This is a genomic window from Micromonospora echinospora (genome assembly GCF_900091495.1).
Lineage (GTDB): Bacteria > Actinomycetota > Actinomycetes > Mycobacteriales > Micromonosporaceae > Micromonospora > Micromonospora echinospora.
The window spans coordinates 6,989,665-7,014,811 of the sequence record NZ_LT607413.1 but is presented as its reverse complement, the minus strand read 5'-3'; the positions used below and the strand labels follow the sequence as shown (position 1 = coordinate 7,014,811).

General features: G+C 72.2%; 20 protein-coding genes and 1 riboswitch. Of the genes, 16 read left to right on the top strand and 4 right to left on the bottom strand.

From position 1 onward, the window contains the following. Nucleotides 1-22: 22 nt before the first annotated feature. A complete protein-coding gene (locus tag GA0070618_RS29760; RefSeq protein WP_231931510.1) occupies nucleotides 23-322 on the bottom strand; it encodes an FAD-dependent monooxygenase in 300 nt (99 codons plus the stop codon). Between the two features lie 66 nt (nucleotides 323-388). On the opposite strand from GA0070618_RS29760, the gene GA0070618_RS29755 reads away from it, so the two are divergent. The 6 genes from GA0070618_RS29755 (at nucleotide 389) to GA0070618_RS29730 (ending at nucleotide 5,320) form a co-directional block, all read left to right on the top strand. Continuing rightward, entirely contained in the window at nucleotides 389-1,015 is a 627-nt protein-coding gene (locus tag GA0070618_RS29755) for a TetR/AcrR family transcriptional regulator (RefSeq protein ID WP_088984593.1), read from the top strand. A 167-nt stretch (nucleotides 1,016-1,182) separates the two neighbouring features. Further along, a riboswitch (cobalamin riboswitch) is annotated at nucleotides 1,183-1,362 on the top strand. Nucleotides 1,363-1,391: 29 nt separating this feature from the next. Then, complete coding sequence (locus tag GA0070618_RS29750; protein ID WP_088984592.1) at nucleotides 1,392-2,408, top strand: ABC transporter substrate-binding protein; 1,017 nt, start codon at nucleotides 1,392-1,394, stop codon at nucleotides 2,406-2,408. A 74-nt stretch (nucleotides 2,409-2,482) separates the two neighbouring features. After that, on the top strand, nucleotides 2,483-3,475 hold the full coding sequence (locus tag GA0070618_RS29745) for a FecCD family ABC transporter permease (protein ID WP_231931509.1): 993 nt from the start codon (nucleotides 2,483-2,485) through the stop codon (nucleotides 3,473-3,475). Continuing rightward, nucleotides 3,475-4,242 (top strand): ABC transporter ATP-binding protein, encoded by a 768-nt coding sequence (locus tag GA0070618_RS29740; RefSeq protein WP_088984591.1) that lies wholly within the window; start codon nucleotides 3,475-3,477, stop codon nucleotides 4,240-4,242. The genes GA0070618_RS29745 and GA0070618_RS29740 overlap by 1 nt, the downstream gene beginning before the upstream one ends. Continuing rightward, nucleotides 4,239-4,949, top strand: a complete 711-nt coding sequence (locus GA0070618_RS29735; protein WP_088984590.1) for a (2Fe-2S) ferredoxin domain-containing protein — start codon at nucleotides 4,239-4,241, stop codon at nucleotides 4,947-4,949. The genes GA0070618_RS29740 and GA0070618_RS29735 overlap by 4 nt, the downstream gene beginning before the upstream one ends. Nucleotides 4,950-4,969: 20 nt before the next feature. Next, nucleotides 4,970-5,320, top strand: coding sequence for a hypothetical protein (locus GA0070618_RS29730; RefSeq protein WP_088985936.1), 351 nt, complete (start codon nucleotides 4,970-4,972; stop codon nucleotides 5,318-5,320). 1 nt (nucleotide 5,321) lies between these two features. Here GA0070618_RS29730 and GA0070618_RS29725 read toward each other — a convergent pair whose 3' ends face one another. Further along, on the bottom strand, nucleotides 5,322-5,966 hold the full coding sequence (locus tag GA0070618_RS29725; RefSeq protein ID WP_088984589.1) for a TetR/AcrR family transcriptional regulator: 645 nt from the start codon (nucleotides 5,964-5,966) through the stop codon (nucleotides 5,322-5,324). A gap of 113 nt (nucleotides 5,967-6,079) precedes the next feature. Between GA0070618_RS29725 and GA0070618_RS29720 the strand changes: the two genes are divergently transcribed. The 4 genes from GA0070618_RS29720 (at nucleotide 6,080) to GA0070618_RS29705 (ending at nucleotide 9,437) form a co-directional block, all read left to right on the top strand. Further along, complete coding sequence (locus GA0070618_RS29720; RefSeq protein ID WP_088984588.1) at nucleotides 6,080-6,973, top strand: Vgb family protein; 894 nt, start codon at nucleotides 6,080-6,082, stop codon at nucleotides 6,971-6,973. 79 nt (nucleotides 6,974-7,052) lie between these two features. Then, entirely contained in the window at nucleotides 7,053-7,727 is a 675-nt protein-coding gene (locus GA0070618_RS29715; protein WP_088984587.1) for a DUF5701 family protein, read from the top strand. Continuing rightward, nucleotides 7,724-8,479: a nucleotidyltransferase domain-containing protein gene (locus tag GA0070618_RS29710; protein ID WP_088984586.1), complete on the top strand. Its 756-nt coding sequence runs from the start codon at nucleotides 7,724-7,726 to the stop codon at nucleotides 8,477-8,479. Before GA0070618_RS29715 ends, GA0070618_RS29710 begins: the two co-directional genes overlap by 4 nt. 43 nt (nucleotides 8,480-8,522) lie before the next feature. After that, entirely contained in the window at nucleotides 8,523-9,437 is a 915-nt protein-coding gene (locus GA0070618_RS29705; protein ID WP_231931508.1) for a pentapeptide repeat-containing protein, read from the top strand. 132 nt (nucleotides 9,438-9,569) lie between these two features. Here GA0070618_RS29705 and GA0070618_RS29700 read toward each other — a convergent pair whose 3' ends face one another. Then, nucleotides 9,570-11,681 carry a galactose-binding domain-containing protein gene (locus GA0070618_RS29700; RefSeq protein WP_088984585.1) on the bottom strand — a complete coding sequence of 704 codons (2,112 nt, stop codon included), beginning with the start codon at nucleotides 11,679-11,681 and terminating at the stop codon, nucleotides 9,570-9,572. Between the two features lie 117 nt (nucleotides 11,682-11,798). Next, nucleotides 11,799-15,164: a CARDB domain-containing protein gene (locus tag GA0070618_RS35270; RefSeq protein WP_088984584.1), complete on the bottom strand. Its 3,366-nt coding sequence runs from the start codon at nucleotides 15,162-15,164 to the stop codon at nucleotides 11,799-11,801. Between the two features lie 423 nt (nucleotides 15,165-15,587). Here GA0070618_RS35270 and GA0070618_RS29690 point away from each other — a divergent pair, with 423 nt between their 5' ends. The 6 genes from GA0070618_RS29690 (at nucleotide 15,588) to GA0070618_RS29665 (ending at nucleotide 25,108) form a co-directional block, all read left to right on the top strand. Further along, nucleotides 15,588-16,589, top strand: a complete 1,002-nt coding sequence (locus GA0070618_RS29690) for a LacI family DNA-binding transcriptional regulator (RefSeq protein WP_088985934.1) — start codon at nucleotides 15,588-15,590, stop codon at nucleotides 16,587-16,589. A gap of 516 nt (nucleotides 16,590-17,105) precedes the next feature. Next, complete coding sequence (locus GA0070618_RS29685) at nucleotides 17,106-18,485, top strand: ABC transporter substrate-binding protein (RefSeq protein ID WP_088984583.1); 1,380 nt, start codon at nucleotides 17,106-17,108, stop codon at nucleotides 18,483-18,485. A gap of 82 nt (nucleotides 18,486-18,567) precedes the next feature. Then, a complete protein-coding gene (locus GA0070618_RS29680; protein ID WP_088984582.1) occupies nucleotides 18,568-19,530 on the top strand; it encodes a carbohydrate ABC transporter permease in 963 nt (320 codons plus the stop codon). An 8-nt stretch (nucleotides 19,531-19,538) separates the two neighbouring features. Further along, the gene (locus tag GA0070618_RS29675) at nucleotides 19,539-20,426 is read left to right on the top strand and encodes a carbohydrate ABC transporter permease (RefSeq protein WP_088984581.1); all 888 of its coding nucleotides are present in this window, start codon (nucleotides 19,539-19,541) and stop codon (nucleotides 20,424-20,426) included. Nucleotides 20,427-20,455: 29 nt separating this feature from the next. Then, nucleotides 20,456-22,099, top strand: a complete 1,644-nt coding sequence (locus GA0070618_RS29670; RefSeq protein WP_088985933.1) for a glycoside hydrolase family 13 protein — start codon at nucleotides 20,456-20,458, stop codon at nucleotides 22,097-22,099. A gap of 141 nt (nucleotides 22,100-22,240) precedes the next feature. Next, nucleotides 22,241-25,108, top strand: a complete 2,868-nt coding sequence (locus GA0070618_RS29665; protein WP_088984580.1) for a discoidin domain-containing protein — start codon at nucleotides 22,241-22,243, stop codon at nucleotides 25,106-25,108. Nucleotides 25,109-25,147: the final 39 nt, after the last annotated feature.

The window sequence follows — 25,147 nt, the reverse complement described above, 5'->3', positions numbered from 1 at the left end:
ACCGGGCGGCGGCGGTGGCGGGTCACACCGGCGTGCGGACGTCGACCTCGGCTCCCCGGTCGTCACCGTGTACCGCCAGCACCTCCGCGCCGCCGTGCAGAATGTCCGCCGGCAGCGCCTCCCGCAGGATCCGGCGCGGGTCGACCCGGTGGACCCCGAGCGCGCGCAGCGCGTTGGCCATCATGGTGAGCCCGGCACCCACCCTGCCGGCTTCTGCGGCCCGTTCCAGGATGGTCACCCGCCATCCGGCCCGGAGCAGCCCGACCGCCGTGGCGAGGCCACCGATGCCACCACCGACCACCACCGCCTGAGAACCTCTCACGCCCGCCACCCTTCTACAGGTGTAGAAAGCCATACTACGGCGACGGACCACCAGGGAGGGGGCGCAGTGATAGGCCGGGCAAAACGGGTTGAACTGCTGGCGGACGCGGCCATCGCGCTGATCGCCGAGCGGGGGATGCGCGGGCTCACCCACCGGGCGGTCGACGCCCGGGCCGACATGCCGGCCGGCACCACGTCGGCGTACCTGCGGACCCGCCGCGCCCTGGTGGAGGCGGTGGTGCAGCGTCTGGTCGACCTGAACCGCGTCGACTTCGCCGCCCGCCGGCTGCCGGTCGACGCACCCGCCGGAGAGCGGCCGCCGGTCACCCCGGCCGACCTCGACCGCCTCGCCACCGGCATCGCCGCGCTCTTCGACACCTGGCTGAGCGCCGGCCGCGCCCGGGTCCTGGCCCGGTACTCCTGCCAACTGGAGGCCACCCACCACCACGAGCTGCGGCAGATCCTCGAGCACGGCACCGTCATGCGGGAACAGGCGCGCGACATCCTCGCCCGAGCCGGTGCGGCGAACCCGGACCGGCAGGGCGACCAGTTCCTCGCCTTCGTCGACGGCCTGCTCTTCGACCGGCTGGTCGGCACCGGCGGGCTGAGCGCGCCGACCCCCGGCACCGAGGAGAGCCGCGCCGACCTGCGCGACGCCATCCGCAGCCTGCTCCGCGCGCTGACCGGCCGCTGATCCGCAGCGGGTGTCCAGCCCGGACGCCCGGGCCGGGCCGCCGGTACGCGCGGCCGCCGCCCGGCCGACGTCCGCTGCGGCATCCGGCGCGCCGGTCGTCCGCCGTGGACCGATATGTCGATCATCGGCGTGGCGTTCGTCACCGTGACACTCCGGAGGAGCAAGGGCTACTGTGACGCTGCCGTGGTGCTCGGGAAGCCGGTGAGATGCCGGCGCGGCCCTCGCCACTGTGATCGGGAAGTCCGCGACCCTCGTCGTCAGAGAGGCCACTGGGCGTACGCCTGGGAAGGCCGGCCACGGACGCACCACCCGTCAGCCAGGAGACCGGCCACGGCACTGTGACGAACCGTCCACGAGGTGCTGGAAGGCGATCCCGATGCGCGAGCGTGCTGTCTGGTCCACCCTGTCCCGGCGTGCCGCCGCGCCCCTGACCGCCCTGGTCCTCCTGCTCGGCGGCTGTGCCGGCGCGGACGACGACCCCGCGACCGCCCCGACGTCGGCCGCCCCGGTGCGCGTGACCAACTGCGGCACGCCGGTCACCGTGGCCGCGCCGCCGAAGCGGGCGGTGACCCTGAACCAGCCGGCCACCGAGATCATGCTGGCCCTGGGCCTGGCCGACCGGATGGCCGGGACGGCGTACCTGGACGACGCGATCCTGCCCGAGTACGCCGACGCGTACGCCACGGTGCCGGTGCTGGCCAAGGAGTACCCGGCCCGGGAGAAGTTGCTGGAGGCGGAGCCGGACTTCGTCTACGGCTCCTTCCAGAGCGCCTTCGGCGACGAGGGGGCCGGTGACCGGGCCGAACTGGCGAAACTCGGCGTCGGCTCGTACCTCTCCCCGGCCGGCTGCCCGGCGCCGCACCGGCCGGCGAAACTCACCACCGACCACGTGTTCACCGAGATCCGCGACATCGCGGCCATCTTCGGCGTCCCCGAGCGGGCCGAGAAGCTCATCGCCGACCAGCGGACCCGGCTCGCCGCCGCAGCGGACCGGATCGACGACGCCGCGAAGCTCTCCGTGCTCTGGTGGGACGCGGGCATCGACGCCCCGAGCGTGGGAGCCTGCTGCGGCGGCCCCGGCATGATCATGTCGGCGGCCGGCGTCACCAACGCCTTCGCCGACCTGACCGGGTCGTGGGCGGACAGCGGCTGGGAGACGGTCGCCGACCGCGATCCCGACGTCATCGTGCTGGTCGACGCGACCTGGGACACCGCCGCCGCGAAGCGGACCTTCCTGACCGGCCACGCCACCCTGCGGCACCTCGGGGCGGTGACGGGGCAGCGGTTCGTGGTCATCCCCTTCTCGTCCACCTCCGCCGGGGTGCGGATCGTGCTCGGTGTCGAGGCGCTCGCCGAGGGCGTCGCCGGGCTCGGCGAGGGGGCCGGACGCTGACCACCACCACCGCCCCGACCCTTCCCACCCCGGCCGGGGTCCGGCCCCGCCACCCGGCCGGAGCGGCCCTGCTGGTGGGCGGGCTGCTGGTGGCGCTGGTGGCCTCGATCGGCGCGGCGGTCACCGTCGGTCCGGCCGACATCTCGATCGGTACCGTGTGGACGGTGGTCGGCGACCGGCTGGGCCTGGTCCACTCCGACGTGCCGCTGCTGCGCGAGCACATCGTCTGGCGGCTGCGGCTGCCCCGGGTGCTCGGCGCGGCGGTGGTCGGGGCGGGACTGGCGGCGGTCGGCGCGGTGATGCAGACCGTCACCCGCAACCCGCTGGCCGACCCGTACCTGCTCGGGGTCTCCTCCGGGGCGTCGCTCGGCGCGGTCGCGGTCCTCGTCGTCGGGCTCGGCGGCGGGATCGCCTCGCTGACCGGCGGCGCGCTGGTCGGCGCGCTCGCCGCGTTCCTGGCGGTGATCGCGGTGGCCGGCCTGCGCGGCGCCCTGGATCCCACCCGGGTGGTGCTCGCCGGGGTGGCCGTCGCCCAACTCTGCGCCGCCGCGACCTCGTTCGTCATCATCTGGGTCGCCGAACCGCACGCCACCCAGAGCATCACCTTCTGGCTCTCCGGCTCGATGGCCCGGGTCGACTGGTCGGCGCTGGCCTGGGCCACCCCGATCCTGGTGGCGGTGCTCGCCCTGGTGGCGGCGTACGCCCGGCTGCTCAACGCGTTCGCCTTCGGCGAGGACGCCGCCGCCGCCCTCGGCGTGCCGGTCGGCCGGGTCCGCTGGCTGCTGCTGGTGGCGACCGCCCTGCTCACCGCCGTGCTGGTCGCGATCAGCGGAGCGATCGGCTTCGTCGGGCTGATCCTGCCGCACGCCGTCCGGTTCCTCACCGGGGCGGACCACCGGCGGCTGCTGCCCGCCGTGGTGCTGGCCGGCGCGATCTTCCTGGTCTGGGTGGACACCGCCGCGCGAACCCTCTTCGCGCCCCGGGAACTGCCGGTCGGTGTGCTGACCGCGCTGCTCGGCGTGCCCGCGTTCGTGGTGCTGCTGCACCGGCGGAGGGCGCGCGGCTGATGCTGGACGTCACCGGTGTGTCCTGGACCGTCGCGGCCCGACGGATCCTCGACGACGTCACCTGCGCGGTCCCGTCGGGCAGCCTGGTCGGACTGCTCGGACCGAACGGCTGCGGCAAGACCACCCTGCTGCGGATCGTCGCCCGGCTCACCGCCGCCGACCGTGGGCGGGTCGTCGTCGACGGCGACGATCTCACCACCCTCTCCCGGTCCACGCTGGCGCGTCGGGCCGCGCTGCTCGCCCAGCACGCCGACACCGACCTCGACCTCACCGTCGCCCAGGTGGTGCTGCTCGGTCGGATCCCGCACCGCCGGTCGCTCTGGTCGGACACCGCCGCCGACCGGGAGGCGGCGGCCGAGGCGCTGGCCCGGGTCGACCTGGCCGGGTACGCCGACCGTCGCTGGCACACCCTCTCCGGGGGCGAGCGGCAGCGGGCGCAACTGGCCCGCGCGCTGGCCCAGCAACCCCGGTTGCTGCTGCTCGACGAACCCACCAACCACCTCGACATCGGCCACCAGTTGCACCTGCTGCACCTGGTCCGCCGCTCCGGGGTCACCACGCTCGCCGCGCTGCACGACCTGAACCTCGCCGCGATGTTCTGCGACAGCGTGGTCGTCCTGGCCGGCGGGCGGGTGGTCGCCACCGGCCCACCCGCCGAGGTGCTCACCCCCGGGCTGCTCGCCGAGGTGTACGGCGTCCGGGCCGACGTCGCGGCGCACCCGGTCACCGGGCGGCCCACCATCACCTACCACCCGCCGCTGTCATGACCCACGTGCTGTTGGTGGCCCGCGCGGTCGTCCACGTCGGCGGTCAGGACACCGTGCACCGGCTCGCCGACGAGGTGGCGGCGGCGCTCGGCGTGCCGGTGGCCGCGTGTTTCCTGGACGGCGCGGCCCCGTCCCTGCACGCCGCGCTGGACGCGGCCGTGGCCGCCGGCGTCGACGAGGTGCTGCTGGTCCCGACCCACCTGCCACCCGACCGGTACCTGGAGACCTGGATCCGCCGCGCCCACGCGCACTGGGCCGCCGGACGCGACGATCCGCCCCGGGTCTCGGTCAGCGCGCCCCTGGCCGACCAGCCCGCCCTGGTCGGCGCGATCACCGAGGCGGTGACCGGCCCACGTCAGCCGCTCGGCGGCACGCCCGGTCCGTTCCGCAGCCCGGCGTGGTCGCACATCACCCCGCACCGGCACCACGTCCTGGTCTGCCGGGGCCCGCGCTGCACCGCGTACGGCGCCAACGAGGTGGCCGAGCGGCTCACCCGGGGACTGGCCGCGCACGGTCTGGGCGACCAGGACGCGCTCGTCACCGCGACCGGCTGTCTCTTCCCCTGCAACCTGGGCCCGCTCGTGGTGGTCCACCCGGACGACGTCTGGTACGAGCGGGTGGACCCGGATCTCGCCGGGCGGATCGCCGAGGAACACCTGGGACGGGGACGGCCCGTCGACGACCGACGCCCGAGGAGTCGACCATGACCGATCCGTCCGGCTGCCTGGTGACCGTGTGCCGGGACTGCTGCTGCGGGAGCGCGCGCAAGCACCCGTCGGTCGACCACGACGCGCAACTGCGCCGGCTGCGGGCCGGCCTGCCCGCGCCGCACCGGCTGCGGGTCAGCGCCTGCCTCGACCTGTGTGCGCAGTCCAACCTGGTGGTCGTGCACCCCGCGCCGAGGGCCCGGCGGGCCGGCGCGCGACCGGTCTGGTTCGGTCTGGTCCTCGACGACGAGGTGGTGGACGACATCACCCGGTGGGTCCGGGCCGGCGGGCCGGGGGTGGCGCCGCTCTCCGCCGCCCTCGAACTGTCGGTGGTCGCGCCCGGGCTGCCCGAACCGGGCCGCCGCCGTTGACTCAGCGGGCGGGGCGGACGGCGTAGTCGCCGAGGGCGGGTTCCAGCGCGGCGAAGGCCGTCCGGGTGCAGGCGGTGACGCGCCGCGCGATGTCGTCGTCGGCGTGCCCGTCGAGAGTGAGGCGCAGGGTCTCCTCCAGCAGCAGCCGCAGGACGCCGCCGAGCTGGGCGGCCACGACACGCGGGAGGAAGTCGTCCGGTGCCGCGTCGGTCTCCTCGGCGAGCGCGCGGGCCAGGGCCCGCTCACGGTCGTCGTGGAACTCGCGCAGCCGGGCGACCAGCGCGGAGCTGCCGGTGACCATCCGGGCGAACTCCGGCCCGGAGAAGCCGATGACCGGGTCGTGCGCGGCCACGGCGGCCAGGTAGGACCGGCGCAGCGCGGCCAGGGCCGACTCCCCGGGCGCCCGATCGCGGACGGTGGTGGCCGGCCCGTCGACGAACGCGTCCCGCAGATCGAGGGCGAGATCCTCCTTGCGGGGGAAGTAGTTGGTGACCGTCATCTTGGCCACCTGGGCCGCTGCGGCCACCTCGGCGATCGTGACGTTGTCGAAACCCCGCTCCAGGAACAGCCGGGTGGCGTGCTGCGAGATGGTGTCCCTGGTGATGCGCTTCTTCAGAGCCCGCAGCCCGGGCGTCTCTCCGCTCATGGCGTCATCGTACTTAGGCCGATACCAAATTTATAGTTGACATATTTTTGGGTCGGGTCTAAGTTCGTCCCCTGTCCGGAGCGGCGGGCCGTCCACGACCAGGAGGAGCCACTGTGCGCAGCGTGACCATCGACGAGTTCCCGGTATCCGAGCCGGACGCCGGGCCGTACGCGCTCGTCACCGGCCCGGACGGCGCGCTCTGGTACACCCTGGTCCACCGGGGCGGGATCGGCCGCCTCGTCCCCGGGGAGGCGCCGACCGTCCATCCCCTCGACCCGGACTGCGGCCCGACGATGATCACCCCGGGACCGGACGGCGCCCTGTGGTTCACCGAGTACCGGGCCGACCGCATCGGGCGGATCACCACCGACGGCGCGGTGACCGAGTTTCCGCTCCCCACCCCGGGCTGCGGGCCGTACGGCATCGCCGCCGGACCCGACGGCGCGCTCTGGTTCACCGCGACCGCCGCCGACCGGATCGGCCGGATCACCACCGACGGCCGGGTCACCGAGTTCCCGCTTCCGACCACCGGCGCCTTCCCCTCCATGATCGTCGCTGGCGGCGACGGTGGCATGTGGTTCACCCTCAACCAGGCCAACGCCGTCGGACGCATCGGCATGGACGGGGCGGTCACCCTGCGACCCCTGCCGACTCCCGCCGCCGCGCCGGTCGGGATCACCGTCGCCCCGGACGGCGTCCTCTGGTTTGTCGAGATCGGCGCCGGCCAGCTCGGCCGGATCACGCCCGGCGGTGAGGTCGAGGAGGTCGCGCTGCCCGACCGGACCGCCCGCCCGCACGCCGTCACCACCGACCGCACCGGCGCCCCCTGGTTCACCGAGTGGGGCGCCAACCGGGTCGGCACCGTCACCCGCGACGGCACCGTCGTCGTCCACGACCTGCCCACGCCGGGCTCCGAACCGCACGGCATCACCTGCGGCCCGGACGGGGCGTTGTGGGTGGCACTGGAGATCGGCGCGCTGGCCCGGGTCGCCCCCGTTCCCGCCTGACCGCCCCGTCCCCGTTCCGGCAGGCCGTCGACCCGGCCCACCGGCGGGCGTCCCGACCGGCCCTACCCGAGAGGAACCCATGACCCAGCAGCCCTCCCACGACCCGGGCACCGAGTTCGACCGGCAGGTCCGCACCCTCCTCGACCTCGACTACCCGGCCCTGGCCGGTCTCGCCCCGCAACGGTTCGCGGACTCGCTCGCCCCACTGCGGGAGGCCGCCGTCGGTCACGGCGACACCCCGCCGGACCCGGTGGCCGGCCGGGTGCCCTTCCTGCTCGTGGTCACCCGTCAGCTCGCGCCGATCGAGCAGACCATGCCCCGCACCACGCTTCCCGGCGGACGCAAGCCGGGATTCGTCGACGGGTCCTTCGAGCCGGGCTCCCTGGAACGCTTCGTCGCCCCCGCGAGCACGGTCTTGCCCGACCGGAACGCCTACCTTCTGCTCGACGTGGAACGCGGCGAGGAGTTCTGCGGCGTCGTACCCAACGACGCGATGGACACCATCGCCGGGCGGGGCCGGACCCTGCTCACCATCGAGGAGGGGATCGCCCTGATCACCCACTTCCCGCAGGTGCTGGTGAAGAACAAGTGCTTCTCGCTCGGCGGCTCCCGCTCGGGTGACCGCCGGGTGCCGGCGATCTGGATCAGTCAGAGGTCTCCCAAGCTCGGCTGGTGCTGGGCGGGCAACCCGCACACCTGGCTCGGGATGGCCTCCGCCGGCGCGCGCCGGGCCGCTGGCACGAACGACGGATGAGCCCCGACACCGCCACCCGCGTCGCGGTCGACGAGCTGACCGCGTCGATCGTCGACGCGCTCGGCACCGGGCTGCGGTCGGTGATCCTGCACGGGTCCCTGGCCACCGGTGACTTCCGCCCGGGCCGCAGCGACGTCGACGTCCTCGCCGTCGTGACGGACGGATTGACCGACCGGCAGGCGGAAGCCCTGGCGGAGTTGGTGCGCCACGCCCGACTCGGCGACGCGACCGGCGTGGACCTGCACGTGGTCACCGCCGACGTCGCGGCCACGCCGACCCGGACCCCACCGCTGGAACTGCACGTCGGCCGCTACGACCACACCTCGGTCGGCGTCGAGGTGGCCCGCCGGGTGCCCGCCGACCCGGACCTGCCGGCCGAGTTCTCCACGGCCCGCGCACACGGGCGGTCGCGGTACGGCGCCGGGGCCGGCGAGGTCCTCGGGCCGGTGCCGCCCGGCTGGCTGCACGAGCGCGGTCGACACTGGCTGACCACGTGGCGGTCGCTCACCGACGACGTGGAGAACGCCACGTTCATGGTGTTCACCGCTGCCCGGATCTGGCGGTTCGCGGTGGAGGGCACGCACTGCGGGAAGACGCGGGCGGCCCACTGGGCGCTGGCCCGGGACCCGTCCCTGACCGTGCTCCGCGAGGCGCTGCACCGCGACGAGGTCGACCCGGCCGCCCCGGTCGGCGAGGAGGGCATGCTCCGGTTGTTCGACACCGTGCTGCGGCAGACCGCTCCGCCCCGGTGACCGTTGGCGGTGCTGCCGTCCGGGCCGGATAGGCTTGCCTGCCGTGCCCACCGACCGCAGCCCCACGCCCACCACCCTGCCCCGCACGGCGGACCTGCGGGCGGACTGCGCGCGGTGCTTCGGGCTCTGCTGCTACGTACCGGCGTTCGCCGCGTCCGCCGACTTCGCCGTCGACAAGCCCGCCGGCACACCCTGCCCGAACCTGGGGGACGACTTCCGCTGCGGCATCCACGATCGGCTGCGGGACCGGGGCTTTCCCGGTTGCACGGTCTTCGACTGTTTCGGGGCGGGACAGCAGCTCGCCCAGGTCACCTTCGGCGGTCGGGACTGGCGTGCCCACCCCGAGCTGGCCGAACCGGTGCGTGCCGTCTTCCCGGTGCTGCGCGCCCTGCACGAGCTGCTGTGGTACGTCAGCGCGGCGGTCGCGCTGCGTCCCGGCGACCCGCTCGACGGCGAGCTGCGACAGGTGGGGGAGCGGCTCACCGCCCACACCCGGCTGGGCCCGGACGAGCTGCGCGCGGTCGAGGTGGACACCCTGCGCGGCGAGGTCAACCCGGTGCTGACCCGGGCCAGCGCCCGGGTGCGTTCCCGGGGCGGCCGACCGGGTCGCGACCACCGGGGCGCGGACCTGGTCGGGGCGGACCTGCGCCGGGCCGACCTGCGGGCGGCGAACCTGCGCGGGGCGTACCTCATCGGCGCGGACCTGCGTGGCGTGGACCTGCACCTGGCCGACCTGACCGGTGCCGACCTGCGCGGCGCCGACCTGCGCGGTGCGGACCTGACCGGCAGCATCTTCCTCACCCGCGCCCAGCTCGACGCCGCCCGGGGGGACGCCGCGACGGGGGTGCCGGTGTCGCTCGGCCGTCCGGCGCACTGGTCGCCGACCCCGGTCACCATCGCCCGACGCCCCACCGGCGGCCGGCGCGCGGATAGCCGGCGCGGCCCCGCCGCGAGGTAGCAGGGGTCCCCTGCTCATCAAAAAGCGACTGCAGGGGACCCCTGCTACCACCCGGGCGCGGCGGGCGGCGGGCGGCGCGTGGGGGGAGCGGCGGGCGGCGGCGGTGGTGGTGGTGCGGTGGGGCGGTGGTGGTCAGGTGGCGTACACCTCCAGGCGGGAGAGCTGCCCGGCGGGCCACCCGGTGTTGCCGGTGACCTGGATCCGGACGTACCGCGCCGTGGTCGCGGCGAACGTGACGGCCATCTGGTTGCCGGCGGCGGGGTCGAAGACGCGACCGGCCGGTGCGACGATCGTGCGCCAGGTGCTGCCGTCGCTGCTGGCCAGGACGGACAGGGTCTGGGTCCGTGCCGACCAGGCGGTCGAGGGCGGCAGGCCGAGCACCAGCCGACCGACCGACGTGGCGGTGCCGAGGTCGACCTGCACCCACTGCGGGAACGCGCCTCCGGCGCTCTCCCAGTAGCTGTGGGCGTCGCCGTCGACGACGTGTCCGCTGACGTACCCCTGGCTGTGGCTGCTGGTCGCGGTCGGTCGGCCCCGGGCCAGGTCGGTCGTCGGTGGGGCGGTGGTGGTCGCGTACACCTCGACCTGGGCGAGCTGCGCCGCCGGCCACGCGGTATTGCCGGTGACCGTCACCCGGACGTGCCGGACGGTGGTCGTCGGCACGGTGACGGTCGCGGTGTTGCCGGTCGCCGGGTCGAACCGGATTCCGGCCGGCGTGGCGAGTGTGGTGAAGGTGGCGCCGTCGGTGCTGCCCTGCACCGACAGGGTCTGGGTGCGGGTCTCCCAGCCGGCCGGCAGGGCGAGGACGATCCGGGAGACCGGGTGGCCGGCGCCCAGGTCGACCTGCCACCACTGGGGGAAGACGCCGTTGGCGGCCTCCCAGTAGCTGGCCCGGTCTCCGTCGACCGCGTTGCCGGCGACGAAGGGACCGTTCTGGCTGCTGGCGCTGGTCGGCCGGCCGGCGGCCAGGTTCCCGCCGGCCGGTGGGCCGCCGACCACCGGCGGGGTGGGCCGGACCGGGGTCAGGGCGAGTTGGCCCTTGAGCATCCGGCCGCCGTCGGCGGTGATGCGCAGGTAGTAGTCGGCGGAGCATCCGGTGCCGTCCTCGTCGAGCGAGCGGATCCCCACCCCGGCCGGCGTGGTCGCCTGCGTCTCGGTGGTCTTGGCGATCTGGTTGCCCTCGTTGTACTCGTCGAACATCGAGACGTAGAGGCCCTGCGCGCCGAGCCGCACCATGTTGTAGAGGTGCCGCCAGTAGAAGTCGCCGTGCCGCCGGTGCCCGGCCGACAGGTCGCCGGGCATCACGCAGGGCTGGTAGTCGATGCCGTGCGCGGCGCAGTCGGCCAGGTCGGGGAGGTTGACGTTGGTGTGGAACCAGTCGAGCCCGTCCAGGGTGCCGGTACGCCCGACCATCCACGGGGAGATCATGTGGAAGGCGTGGTAGACCTCGGAGAAGCCCGGTCGTGAGTCGTTGATGCCCTGCCGCCAGTAGGTGGGCACCCCGCCGATGACGTAACAGCCCTGCGCCTTGAGCCACTGCACGACGTCGAGGCACGCCGCCGGGGCGAACGGACGGCCGTCGTCGTTGAACCCGAAGCCCCAGACGCAGACGGCCGGCTTGCCGTTCTGCCGGGCGTACGCCGGGGAGGCGGTGTGCGCCGACATCTTCGTCGTCCAGTCCTCCTTGAGCTGCGACTGCATCGCCGTCCAGCCCGTGACGTCGTACATGATGTAGAACTTGCGGCCGTGCCGCTCGGCCGCGTCGCGGACCTTGACCGTCATCGCGTCCCGGGTGGGTCCCTCGTCGCCGAACGGGTTGAACCGCTGCAACGCGGCGGTGTCGCAGCCGTGGTCCCGCATCCAGCGGAAGTGGGTGTCGACGGTCTGCTGGTCGTAGGAGGAGAAGAGCCGTGCGGGCTGGCCGTTGCCGAGCGCCGGGTAGGCGGTGGCGTAGCCGTTGGTGTACTCCCGCATGTCGGGCCAGGACACGATGGTCGTGTTGCCCGGTGACGGTGGCTGGAAGCGGTCCCGGCTCCAGTGCCACCAGCCGCCGATCGGCGCGCCGTCGCCCGGGCAGCTGAACCAGCCCTGGTAACCGACGGTGATCTTGCCGACCACGTCGCCCGGCGGACTCGCCGCGGCGGCCGGCGGGGTGTCTCCCCGCACCAGGTCGTCGGGTGACACGGCGGCGAGCGCGGTGCCGGCCGCGACGGATCCGATGAGCGTACGGCGAGAGAGTCCCATGGTGATCCTCCTCGTGGGGGATGACGAGAGTCGGCGGTGGGCGGGTGGAGCGAGCAGGGTCCTCCGGGATGTCACCGCCGCTCGCGGGTCGGCGACATCCCGGAGGGTCGCCGGGCGTCAGCCGCCGGTGATGGAGAAGGTCGAGCCCGGCTGCCGGACGATGTCGCCGTCGGCCGAGTTGGTGATGGTGACGTTGGTCAGCGTGGCGTTGCCACGGGCACCGCTCATCGCCAGGATGCCGGCGCCGTGGTTCGACTTGTCGATCTTCACGTTGGTGATGGCGACGTTCGGCATGGTGCCGCCGCCGGTCTTGAACTGGATGCCGTCGTAGGTGGAGTCGTGGATCTCGGTGTCCCGGATGGTGACGCCGGGGATGTCGCTGCCGGCGGCGAACAGGGTGATCGCGCCGAACTCCTGGTCCTCGTTCCAGAACACACCGCCGCACCGGTACAACCCGTTGTTGGCGATCAGCGTGGTGCCGGAGAAGGGCAGTGGACTGTGGTCGGTCGCCAGCATGATGCCCGGGTAGTTCATCGTGTCGGAGATCAGGTTGTTCTCGATCGTGTTGCCCGAGCCGCCGTAGATCGCGATGCCGTTCGCGCGCCAGGGAAGCTGGACGGTGTTGTTGACGAAGTGGTTGTTGCGGCCGACGTCGACCGTGGGGTCCTTGACGCGGGGGTTGGCCCAGACCGCCAGGGCGTCGTCGCCGGTGGTGCGGAAGGTCGAGTTGAAGACCCGGGAGTTGCGGGTGCCGTTGGAGAAGTTGATGCCGTCGGCGTAGGTGTTGCGGATCCGCATGCCGGAGAAGTCGAGTCCGTCTCCGGGGTTCCAGTACGCGGGGGTGTCCGAGTAGTCCCGCCCGACCCAGGCGCCGACGTTGACGTGCTCGATCCACACGTTGCTGATCTTCGTGTTCCGGCCGAACCGTCCGTTCAGGCCGTGGCCGCGGTGGGCCCGGTTGGTCGTCATGCCGAAGATGGCGATGTCGGAGATCTGGGTGTTGTCGTCGATGTCGAAGCCGACGTTGCCCTCGTGCGGGTGGTTGATGTTGCCCACCACGTTCTGCGGCTCGGTCTGGGTGTACAGCTGCGCGTGCCACATGCCGGCGCCGCGGATGGTGACGTTGCGGATCCCCTGCTGGTTGTACTGCCCCCGGGTCGGGTCCGGCGAGAGGATCTTCTGCTCCTGCCGCCACTGCCCGGCCGGGATCCAGACGCAGGCGATGACGCCGTTCTGGTCGTCCGTCACGGCGCGTTGGATGGCGGCCGAGTCGTCGACGCCGTCGTCGGGCACCGCGCCGTAGGCCGTGATCGAGGTGCACTCGGCCGGTTTGGTGGCCGGGGGCGCCACCTGCTCCAGGTTGATCAGGTCGATGACGTAGAACGACGCCGTGTCGGAGGCGTCCCGCTGGAGCTTGAACCGGGTGCCGGCCGGGTAGGACCGCGCCAGCAGCGCGTGCGACTCGTCGAAGAGCCGGCGGGCGTCGGCCTGGGGCGTGTTCGTCAGCGACTCGGTGTCGTCGGTGGTGCCGTAGAGCCAGCTGTGCCGCGACGAGAGGGTCACCTTCTGGACGAAGACGTCGTTGGCGTAGAGGCTGATGGTGGCGTTGATCCCGCCGCCGTTCGGGGCGTCGGGGATGGAGTTGCGCACCACGATCGAGTTGGCCTGGTTGGTCGAGGTGAACTCGACGAACTGCCCGGTGTTGTTCAGTCGCACCGACCGGCGTCCCGACGACTCCGTGCCGAAGTTGGTGTGCCCGAAGGTGCGCAGCGGGTCGGCCTCGACCAGGGTGCCCTGGTAGCGGGCGGCTTCGGCCTCGTACTCGACCCACGGTGTCGCCGCGCCCCGCCCGACCACGATCGTCCGGGAGAACGCGTTGTTGGACTCGTTGGTCTCTGCCACGACGTTGGTGGCGTCGGCGGTGGCGGTGACGGTGGCCCCGCCGGCGGCGGCGGTCCACTGGCCGCTCATCGCCACGTTCACCGTCGCCCCGGCGGCCACCGTGGCGGTGGTGGTGTTGAGCGTGGTGCCGCCCACCACGAGTCGGGTGACGGTGGCGGCGGTCGTTCCGGTGGTGCCACGGTTGCGTACCGACACGGTGAACGTGACCGCCGCTCCCACCGCCGGGTTCGACGGGTTGGTGGCGATGCCGACGACCTGGAGGTCGGGGCCGGGCGCCTGGGTGACCACCAGCGGCGTGGCGGCGGTGAAGCTGTTGTTGTCGTTGTTCTGCTCGGGAACCGTGTTGGCCGGGTCGACCACCGACGAGACGCTGTGGCTGCCCATCGGCTGCGTCCCGACGTTCGCCGAGACGGTGGCCGAGGCGCCGGCGGCGAGCGCGCCGACCGGGGCGCTGCCCACCACCGTGCCGCCGATCCGGAAGTCCACCCGGGTCGCACCCGCGGCGGCGGTTCCCGCGTTCCGGACCGTGGCCGACAGGGTGACCGGGGTGGTCTCGTTCACCGAGGTCGGGCTCCAGTTCGTCGCGGTGACCACCAGGTCCGGATTCGGCGCCCACGCGCCCCGCACCTCGAGGTCGGCGACCTGCCCACCGGGCGCGCCGGTGTTGCCGGTGAACCTCAGCTGCACGTCGGCGACCCGACCGGTGATGGGGATCGTCACGGAGTTCTGGTTGCCGGACGGGCTGAACGCGTAGTCGGCCGTCGCCTTCAGCGAGGTGAAACCGGTGCTCGCCGTGGCCCGGCCCAGGATCTGGAGGCTCTGGGTACGGGGTCCCCAGACCGGGTCCGGGTTGAGTTTGACCACGACCGCCGTGACGTCGGCATCGGCGCCCAGCTTCACCGTCAGGGTGGAGGGGAACCCGGCGGACTCCCAGTACGAGGTGGGGCTGGTGTCGTTGGCGTTGGCCGCCACGAAGGTGAAGATCGACGACGACGCCTCGATCGGTTTGCCGCCGGCCAGGTTCGTGCCGACCGGTGGGTCGACGGGTCCACCACCGCCGTCCACGCCGTAGATCTCGAACTCGGAGATCTGGGCGGCGGGCCACCCGGTGTTGCCGGTGACGTGCAGCCGTACGTACCGGACGTTCGCGGCGGCGAAGTCGATGGTGACGGTGTTGCCCGAGGCCGGATCGAACACCCGTCCGGCGGACGCGGAGAGGGTGCTGAAGGTGCTGCCGTTGGCGCTGCCCTGCACGGCGAGGGTCTGTGTCCGGGCGCCCCACTCGGCCACCGGTGGCAGTTTCAACTTCACCTGGTCGACGGCGACGCTGCCGCCGAGGTCGACCTGCACCCACTGCGGGAAGGCGTGGGACGGGCTCTCCCAGTACGTGTGCGGGTTGCCGTCGGTGACGTTGGCCGCGACGTAGGGACCGTGGGATCCGCTCGCCGAGGCCGACTTGCCGGACGACAGGTTGGGGCCGCCGGCGGCGAGCGCCGGGCCGGGCGAGATCGCCACCATGCCGACCAGCCCGGCGGCGAGGAGACCGCCGACCAGTCGTCGGCTGTGCTTCTTCCGTTTCATGACGCCCTTCCTGGGATGCGACAGAGCACGTGGCGCCGAGACCGTGGGACCCGGACTCGGGGAGGAGCGGGTGCGGTTCGACGAGCCCGGATTCCGGTACGGGGGAGTCGGGGAGGAGGGCCGGAACGACCGGGGCGGCGCAACCCACACGTATTTCGTCGGTTGGCACGGAGATTTCATCGCCCCGTCTAGTTCTTGCAGGGTGATGGTCCTCAATGTTTCAGATGTGCTACCGGTTCGTCAACGGTTCCGGCGGACCCCGCCTGAGCCTGCGCCCGGGCGCGGGGTGACGTCGGCGGGCCGACGCCACGGGCGGACCCGTCGACGAAGGGTGGCGGCGAGGATCTCCACCCCGTCTCGACTTGACGTGACACGTCAGCCGGCAGCCCATTTCTTGCAGAACCGGTGCAGTACCATCGCGGCGTGACGAAGCGACTGACCGAGGTGGCGAGGAAGGCCGGCGTCAGCGAGGCCACCGTCAGCCGGGTGCTCAACGGTCGTGGTGGTGTCTCCGAGGCGACCCGTACCGCGGTGCTGACCGCCCTGGACGTGCTGGGCTACGAGCGGCCGACCAAGCTGCGCGGGGAGCGTGCCCGGCTGGTCGGGCTGGTGCTCCCGGAGTTGCAGAATCCGATCTTCCCGGCGCTCGCCGAGGTGGTGACCGGGTCGCTGGCCCAGCGCGGCTACACCCCGGCGCTGTGCGCCCGGACGATCGGTGGCGTCTCCGAGGCCGACTACGTCGAGATGCTGCTGGACCACCAGGTCTCCGGGGTCATCTTCGCCGGCGGGTCGTACGCGTTGGCCGACGCCCCGCACGAGCACTACCGACGGCTGACCGACCGGGGCCTGCCGGTGGTGCTGGTCAACGCGGGGGTGGACGAGCTGAGCTTCCCCCGGGTCTCGACCGACGACGCGGTCGCGGTGGAGCAGGCGTACGGGCACCTGCGGTCGCTCGGGCACAGCCGGATCGGCATGGTGCTGGGCCCGGAGGGGCACGTGCCCTCCCGGCGCAAGCTGGACGCGATGGTCCGGGCCGCGAACTGGGCCGACGACCGGGAGTGCGTCGAGCGGTCCAGTTTCTCCCTGGAGGGGGCGCGCGTCGCCGCGAGCCGGCTGATCGAGCGCGGCGTGACCGGCATCATCTGCGCCAGCGACGTGCTGGCCCTCGGCGCGATCCGGGCCGCCCGGCGGTCGGGTCGCGCGGTGCCGGCCGAGGTGTCGGTGGTGGGCTTCGACGACTCCGCGTTCATGACCTGCACCGACCCGCCCTTGACCACGGTGCGGCAGCCGATCGAGACGATGGGGCAGGCCGCGGTGGACCTGCTGGTCACCCAGATCGAGGGGGCCGGCGTGCTGCACGACGAGCTGCTGTTCGAGCCCGAGTTGGTGGTACGGGGTTCCACCGCGCCCGCCCCGGGTCGCTGACCCGCCCGGTCGCCCCCTCGCCGGGTGGCCGGACGACCGCCGCGTTCCCGCCGTCGACCTGACGCCCGGACCGGAAGCTGACCCGCCCACCGCAGCCCCACCCGTCGCCTGACGTCGGTCATGGACTTTGGGCACCCCCCAAACGTCACGATCAGCACTGACCAGGTACCACGATTCCATGATCGACGGGATGTCGGTCGTTCGGAGGACTCCGCGTGCCGGCGAGGCGGCGTGCCCCGGTGTGGCGAGGGACGGACCGCCGGGTGGCAGATCCGACTACTTCGGACAGTCGACAGGATCAGGGTGCTCTCTGTTGCCCCTGGGTCGCGTCCTTTCAGATTTCAGTCGACACCTTGCTGAAATTAGTTCGCCTCGTTACAGTGACCCCACTCACACCTGACACCACCCAGCTCCAGGGCCTGGTCACCCGGCGGGAAGCAGCAGAGCCCGGTCACGGGGCGATCCGGTGGATCGGCGACGGTCACGGAGCCTCACGTTCCCCGAAGGGATGGACAGATGTCCGTACCGCAGTACCGGAAGGTCGCGGCGTTGACGCTCGCGGCCGGCCTGGGGCTCGGCCTCACGGCATGTTCCACGAAGAGCGACGACACCGACGCGACCGCCGGCGGCAAGGTCACCATCACCGTCGACTGCCAGCCGGTCGGCTCGCAGAAGGAACTGTTGAAGAACTGGAACGACGACGTCGCCGAGTTCCAGCGGCAGAACCCGGACATCGTCGTCAAGAGCGTGAGCGTCGGCGAGCAGTGCAACAACCCGCCGGACTTCACCGCCCGCCTGGCCGGCGGCACGGTGACCGACGTGTTCTACGGGTACATGACCGACCTCCAGCAGGTGCTCGACTCCGGTCAGGCGATGGACATCACCGAGTACGCCACCAAGGACACGATCCCGACCTGGGACAGCGTCGACCCGGCGCTGAAGGAGGCGTTCACCGACGGCGGCAAGCTCTACGCCGTCCCGGTGAAGAACTACTCGATGGGGCTGGTCTACAACAAGGTCCTGTTCCAGCAGGCCGGTCTCGACGTCAACAACCCGCCCAAAACGTGGCCCGAGGTCCGGGACGCGGCCAAGAAGATCTCCGCCCTCGGCAACGGCGTCGCCGGCTACGCCGAGTACAGCGCCGGCAACACCGGCGGCTGGCACTTCACCTCCCTGCTCTACTCGCAGGGCGGCCGGGTGCTGACCGAGGACGGCAAGAAGGCCGACTTCAACAACGCGACGGGTCGGCAGGTCCTGCAGAACCTCAAGGACATGCGGTACGGCGACAACAGCATGGGCGCCCGTCAGCTGTTGCAGTGGGGTGACCTGCTGACCAACGCCGGGGCGGGCAAGGTCGGCATGTTCGTCGGCGCCCCGGACGCCACCCAGGCGATCGTCAGCCAGTTCCAGGGCAAGTTCCAGGACTGGGCGATGGGTCCGCTGCCCGGCCAGGACGGCCCGGCCAAGGGGACGCTCGGCGGTGGCGAGGGCTACTTCTTCAAGAAGGGCCTCACCCCCGAGCAGGTCGAGGCCGGTCTGAAGTGGATCGCGTACCAGAAGCTGACGCCGGGCAAGGGCCAGTTCGACTACGTCCGGGCCAAGCCGCAGAACTACCCCGTCGGCCTGCCCCAGCCGCTGCTGTTCGCGAACGGCAGCGAGGCGCAGAAGCAGGAGCTCGAACTGCGCAAGGCGAACGCGAACGTGGACACCGCGAACTTCGCGGTCTTCGAGGCGAACCCGGTCCCGATCAAGGGCGAGCCCCGGAACGCGCAGGCGATCTACGCGGTCCTCGACGCCGCGATGTCCGGGGTGCTGACGAACCCGAACGCGAACATCGACGACCTGCTCAAGACGGCCGAAGACAAGGTCAACAAGCTCCTCGCCGCCGAGGGCTGATCCGCGACGCGGGGGCCGGTTCCCCGGCCCCCGCACCCTCCGCGCCGCACCGTCGGTGTCACAGACTCAGGCAGGAGTTGCCTTGGCGATCACCACCGTCCCGGGGACCAGGAGAGAACCGGGTCGTCCCGCGCCGCCGTACCCGTCGGGGCCACGGCGTGCCAGTCTCGGCCGGAAGGTACGCGACAACCTCACCGGGCACGCGTTCCTGATCGGCGCGGTGATCTGCTTCGCGTTCTTCTCCTGGTACCCGATGATCCGCGGCGTCGTGATGAGCTTCCAGCGCACCCGGCGCGGCGTCACCACCTGGGTCGGCTGGGACAACTACGAACGCATCCTCGCCGACCCCAGCTTCTGGGCGGCCTGGAAGAACACGTTCTCCTTCACCCTTCTCGCGCTCGTCCTCGGGTACGCGGTGCCGTTCTTCGTGGCGATCCTGCTCAACGAGTTCCGCCACGCCAAGGGGTACCTGCGGATCCTGGTCTACCTGCCGGTGATGCTGCCGCCCGCCTCGGCGCTCTTCCTCTTCAAGTTCTACGCCTACGACCCCAGCGACGCGGGCCTGTTCAACTCGATCCTCACGGCGCTGCACCTGCCCACGTCGCAGTGGATGCAGAGCGCCGGGATGACGATGCCGGCGATGGTGATCGCGTCGACCTGGATGAACATGGGCGGCGCGGTCCTGATCTACCTGGCCGCGTTGCAGAACATCCCCGGTGAGCTCTACGAGGCGGCCGAACTCGACGGCGCGGGGATCTGGCGGCGGATCCGCCACGTGACGATCCCGCAGACCCGGCTGATCCTGGCGCTGCTGGCGATGTTGCAGATCGTCGCCACGATGCAGTTCTTCGTCGAGCCGCTGATCCTCGCGAACGGCACCGGCACCCAGGACTCGGCGACCTCGGTGGCGTACCTCATCTACCAGCACGGCTTCTTCCAGAACGACCTCAACGGCGCGGCGGCGCTCGGCGTGATCATGCTCGTGGTGCTGGCCGGCTTCTCCGCCGCCTACCTGCGGCTGACCGCGAAGCAGGACCAGGACTGAGGCGGACGATGGCACACGACACCGGAACCCGGACCCTCATCTCCCACGCCCAGCTCAGGCGGGGGCGCGGCAGGATCGTCTACTGGACGCTGCTCGCCGTCGTCGTCGTGGGATTCACACTCGTCTTCCTCGGGCCGCTCTACTGGATGGTCACCGGCGCGCTCAAGTCCGGCCAGGAGATCGCGCAGACCCCGCCCTCGCTGTTCCCGAAGGACCCCCAGCTCGCGAACTACGCCGACGCGTGGCACCACCTGGACCTCGCCAAGCTGCTGTTCAACACGTTCTACTACGCGGCCGGCGCGCTGGTCTTCCAGGTCGTGCTCGACACCGCCGCGGCGTACGCGCTGTCGAAGCTGCGGCCGGTCCTCGGCAACCTGATCCTCGGTCTGATGCTGGCCACGCTGATGATCCCGGCGATGGTCCTCATCGTCCCGCAGTACGTGACCGTGATCGATCTGCCGATCCTGGGCGTCAACCTGCTCGACTCGCCGTTCGCCATCTGGCTGCCGGCGGTGGCGAACGCGTTCAACATCTTCCTGCTGAAACGGTTCTTCGACTCCATCCCGGAGGAGCTGATGGCCGCGGCCCTGATGGACGGCGCGACGCCGTTGCGCACGCTGTGGTCGATCATCCTGCCGATGTCGCGTCCGATCCTCGGGGTGGTCTCGATCTTCGCCGTGACGGCGGTCTGGAAGGACTTCCTGTGGCCGAAACTGGTCATGCCGTCGCCCGAGACCCGGACGGTCAGCGTCGGCATCTACGCCTTCTCGGGTGGCACGCCCATGAACGTGGTGATCGCCGCCTCGGTGATCGCCGCGATTCCGACCGTCCTGGTCTTCCTGGTCTTCCAGCGGAACATCATGTCCGGTCTGACCACGGGCAGCCTCAAGGGCTGACCCACTCCGACGCAGAAAGCAGGGTGCTCGTGACCACAGCAGACGGTCGTCCGTGGTGGCGTGGAGCGGTGATCTACCAGGTGTACCCACGGAGCTTCGCCGACGGCGACGGTGACGGCATCGGTGACGTCGCCGGGATCCGCTCCCGACTGGACCACCTCGCCGCGCTCGGCGTCGACGCGGTCTGGTTCAGCCCCTGGTACCCCTCGCCGATGGCCGACGCCGGCTACGACGTGGCCGACTATCGCGACATCGACCCGGTGTTCGGCACGCTGCCCGAGGTGGAGGCGCTGATCGCGGAGGCACACGCGCGCGGTATCCGGACCATCGTCGACGTGGTGCCGAACCACTGCTCCGACGCGCACCCCTGGTTCCAGGCGGCCCTCGCCGGCGGGCCGGGCGCGCCCGAGCGGGACCTGTTCTGGTTCCGACCCGGCCGGGGCCCGGACGGCGACCAGCGGCCCACCGACTGGGTCGGCGAGTTCGGCGGCGAGACCTGGACCCGGACCACCAACCCCGACGGCACCCCCGGCGACTGGTACCTGCACCTGTTCACCGCCCAGCAGCCGGACTTCAACTGGGACCACCCGATGGTGCGGGCGGAGTTCGAGGACGTGCTGCGGTTCTGGTTCGACCGGGGCGTGGACGGCATCCGGATCGACTCGGCCGGGCTGCTGGTCAAGGACGGGACGCTGCCGGAGACCCGACCGGACCAGCCGCACCCGTTCCGTGACCAGGACGGGGTGCACGAGATCTACCGGTCCTGGCGACGGATCGCCGACGGGTACCCCGGCGACCGGGCGCTGATCGGTGAGGTGTGGATGCCGGACCGGCAGCGGTTCGCCAACTACCTGCGTCCGGACGAGTTGCACGCGGCGTTCAACTTCGACTTCCTCGGCTGTGCCTGGGACGCCGCCGCGATGCGGGAGAGCATCGACGGCACGCTGAGCGCGCACGCCCTGGTCGGCGCGCCGGCCACCTGGGTGCTCTCCAACCACGACGTGACCCGGCACGTCACCCGCTACGGCCGGGCGGACACCCGGTTCAGCTTCGCCACCAAGCGCGAAGGCATCCCCACCGACCTGGAACTGGGCACCCGCCGGGCGCGGGCCGCCGCGCTGCTCTCGCTGGCGTTGCCCGGCGCGGCCTACGTCTACCAGGGCGAGGAGCTGGGGCTCTACGAGGTCGAGGACATCCCGTACGCGCTGCGCCAGGACCCGATGTGGGAACGCTCCGGCCGGGTCGACCCCGGTCGGGACGGTTGCCGGGTGCCGCTGCCGTGGACCGGCGACGAGCCGCCGTTCGGGTTCAGCCCGGACGGGGCGGCGGCACCCTGGCTGCCCCAGCCGGCGGACTGGAAGGACCGGACGGTCCAGGCGCAGACCGGTGACCCGAACTCGATGCTGGAGCTGTACCGGGCGGCGATCCGGGCCCGGCGGGCCGAACCGGCGCTCGGCGACGGCGAGTTGAGCTGGCTGCCCGCCCCGGACGGGGTGCTCGCCTTCAGCCGGGGCGGGGGTTTCCGCTGCCTGGTCAACCTCTCCGACGCGCCGATCCCGATCCCCGCCGACGGGGAACTGGTGCTGGCCAGCGGGCCGCTCGACCACGGTCTGCTACCCGCGGACACCGCCGTCTGGCTGCGTGCCGCGCCGCACGGGTCCGACCCGAGCTGACCGTCCGGCTGCCGGTGGCGTCCGTCCCCGCCGCCGGCAGCGCGCCGTCCCCCGCGACCTGGTCGAGCGGGGAGCAGGAACGGAGGGAACATCACCGCACCGCACACGGGGGACCTGGCCACCTGACGAAAGGGATCGCTCATGGCCGACCACACCGTCCCGCCCCACCGTCCACCACGACACCGCCTCCAGGCCGGCCTGGCCGCGCTCGCCGCGACCGCCCTCGCCGCGGCCTCGATCACCGTCGTCGCGCTGACCTCCACCGCGACCCCGGCCCGGGCCGCCGGGCTCTCGCCGTTCGACATCCCCGGCCGGGGGGCGACCGTCCCGTTCGTCGAGCACGAGGCGGAGGAAGCCGTCCACACCGGCACCCGGATCGGTCCGGACCGGCGGTACGGCACCCTGCCCTCGGAGGCGTCCGGCCGGGAGGCCGTCACCCTCGACGCGGTCGGCGAGTACGTCGAGTTCACGCTCACCGAGCCGGCCGACGCGGTGACCTTCCGGTACAGCCTGCCGGACAACGCCGCCGGCACCGGCCGGGACGCCACCATCGACCTGCGGGCCAACGGCGCGCTGGTCAAGAGCGTGCCGGTCACCTCCCGGTACGGCTGGTACTACGGCGGATACCCGTTCAACAACAACCCGGGCGACACCAACCCGCACCACTTCTACGACGAGGCCCGCACCTTCCTCGGCGCCACCTACCCGACCGGCACGAAGATCCGCCTCCAGGTCTCCTCGACCGCCCAGTCACCGACCTTCACCATCGACCTCGCGGACTTCGAGCGGGTCGGGGCGGCGATCGCCAAGCCGGCCGGCGTGCTGGACGTGGTGACCGACTTCGGCGCCGACCCGACCGGGGCGACCGACTCCACCGCGAAGTTCCAGGCCGCGGTGGACGCGGGGAAGGCGCAGGGGCGGGCGGTCTGGATCCCCACCGGCACCTTCACCCTCTGGGACCACGTGGTGGTGGACGGGGTGACCCTGCGCGGCGCGGGGCCGTGGTACTCGGTGCTCGGCGGCCGGCACCCCACCGACCGCAAGCGGGCCGCCGGCATCTACGGAAAGTACGTCCCCGGCGGCGGATACTCCGGCGAGATCCGGCCGCACGAGGCGAACGGGCCGAGCCGGAACGTGACCCTGCGGGACTTCGCCATCATCGGCGACATTCGCGAGCGGGTCGACGAGCACCAGGTCAACGCCATCGGCGGGGCGATGAGCAACTCGGTGGTGGACAACGTCTGGATGCAGCACACCAAGGTCGGGGCGTGGATGGACGGCCCGATGGACAACTTCACCATCCGCAACAGCCGCATCCTGGACCAGACCGCCGACGGGGTGAACTTCCACACCGGAGTCACCAACTCCACCGTCACCAACACGTTCGTCCGCAACACCGGCGACGACGCCCTCGCCATGTGGGCGCAGAACGTGCCCAACGTCAACAACTCCTTCACGTTCAACACCATCGGCGTGACCATCCTCGCCAACCACCTGGTCAGCTACGGTGGCCGGGACATCAAGATCACCGACAACGTGACCGCGGACTCGGTCACCAACGGCGGTGGCATCCACGTCGCCAACCGGTACCCCGGGGTGCAGGGGCCCACCGCCGTCCTGGGCACCTGGACGATCGCCCGGAACACCCTGATCCGTAACGGCAACTCCGACTACAACTGGCGCTTCGGGGTCGGCGCGATCTGGTTCTCCGCCCTGAACGAGCCGTTCCAGAACCCGACCGTCAACATCACCGACACCGACATCCTGGACAGCTCCTACGCGGCGCTGCACTGGATCGAGGGCGAGACCAACGGGATCAACCTCAACAACGTCCGCATCGACGGGGCGGGGACGTACGCCCTCCAGGTGCAGGCCGCCAGCCGGGTCTCGTTCACCAACGCACGGGCCACCCGGATCGCCCAGGCCAACCCGATGCACAACTGCGTGGGCAGCGGATTCCAGATCACCCAGGGCGCCGGCAACTCCGGCTGGTACACCGCCACCCCGTACTGCGGGCCGTGGCCGGAGCCGCAGTGGGGCAACGGCCCGACCAGCCCGCCCGGCCCGACGCCGACCACCCCGACACCGAACCCGACCACCCCGCCGCCCACCGGCGGCAATCTGGCCCTCGGCCGGCCGGCCACCGCGTCGGGCAGCAACCAGACCTACACCGCCGGCAACGCGGTGGACGGCAACACCGGCAGCTACTGGGAGAGCCCCAACAACGCCTTCCCGCAGACGCTGACCGTCGACCTCGGCGCCGTCCGCCGGGTGGACCGGGTGGTGCTCCGGCTGCCCGCCGGCTGGGAACGCCGTACCCAGACGGTCGCCGTGCTCGGCTCCACCGACGGGGCGGCGTACGCCACGCTGGCCGCGTCGAGCGGGCGCGTCTTCGACCCGGCCAGCGGCAACACCGTGTCGATCCCGCTGCCCGCCGGGGACCGCCGGTTCGTCCGGCTCAGCGTCACCGGCAACACCGGCTGGCCCGCCGCCCAGGTGGCCGAGTTCGAGGTGTACGGCGACGGCACCACCACACCACCGCCCACCACGCCACCGCCCACCACGGCTCCGCCGACCACCCCGCCGCCGTCGGGGAACCTGGCCGTCGGCCGTCCGGTCACCGCCACCAGCCACGCCGACGTGTACGTGGCCGCGAACGCGGTGGACGGCAACGCGGGCACCTACTGGGAGAGCGCCAACAACGCCTTCCCGCAGTCGCTCACCGTCGACCTGGGCGCGACGCAACAGGTGTCCCGGGTGGTGCTGCGGCTGCCCCCGTCGGCGGCCTGGCAGACCCGTACCCAGACGGTCGCCGTGCTGGGCTCCACCACCGGGTCGACGTACACGATGCTGAAGGCATCGGCCGGGTACACCTTCGACCCGGCGACCGGCAACACCGTGACCGTCACCTTCCCCGCCACCGGCCAGCGGTACCTGCGCCTGACCGTCACCGGCAACACCGGCTGGCCGGCCGGCCAGCTCGCCGAGTTCGAGGTCCACCGCTCCTGACCCGGTCGGCCCCCGCCCACGGGTGGGGGCCGACCGCGC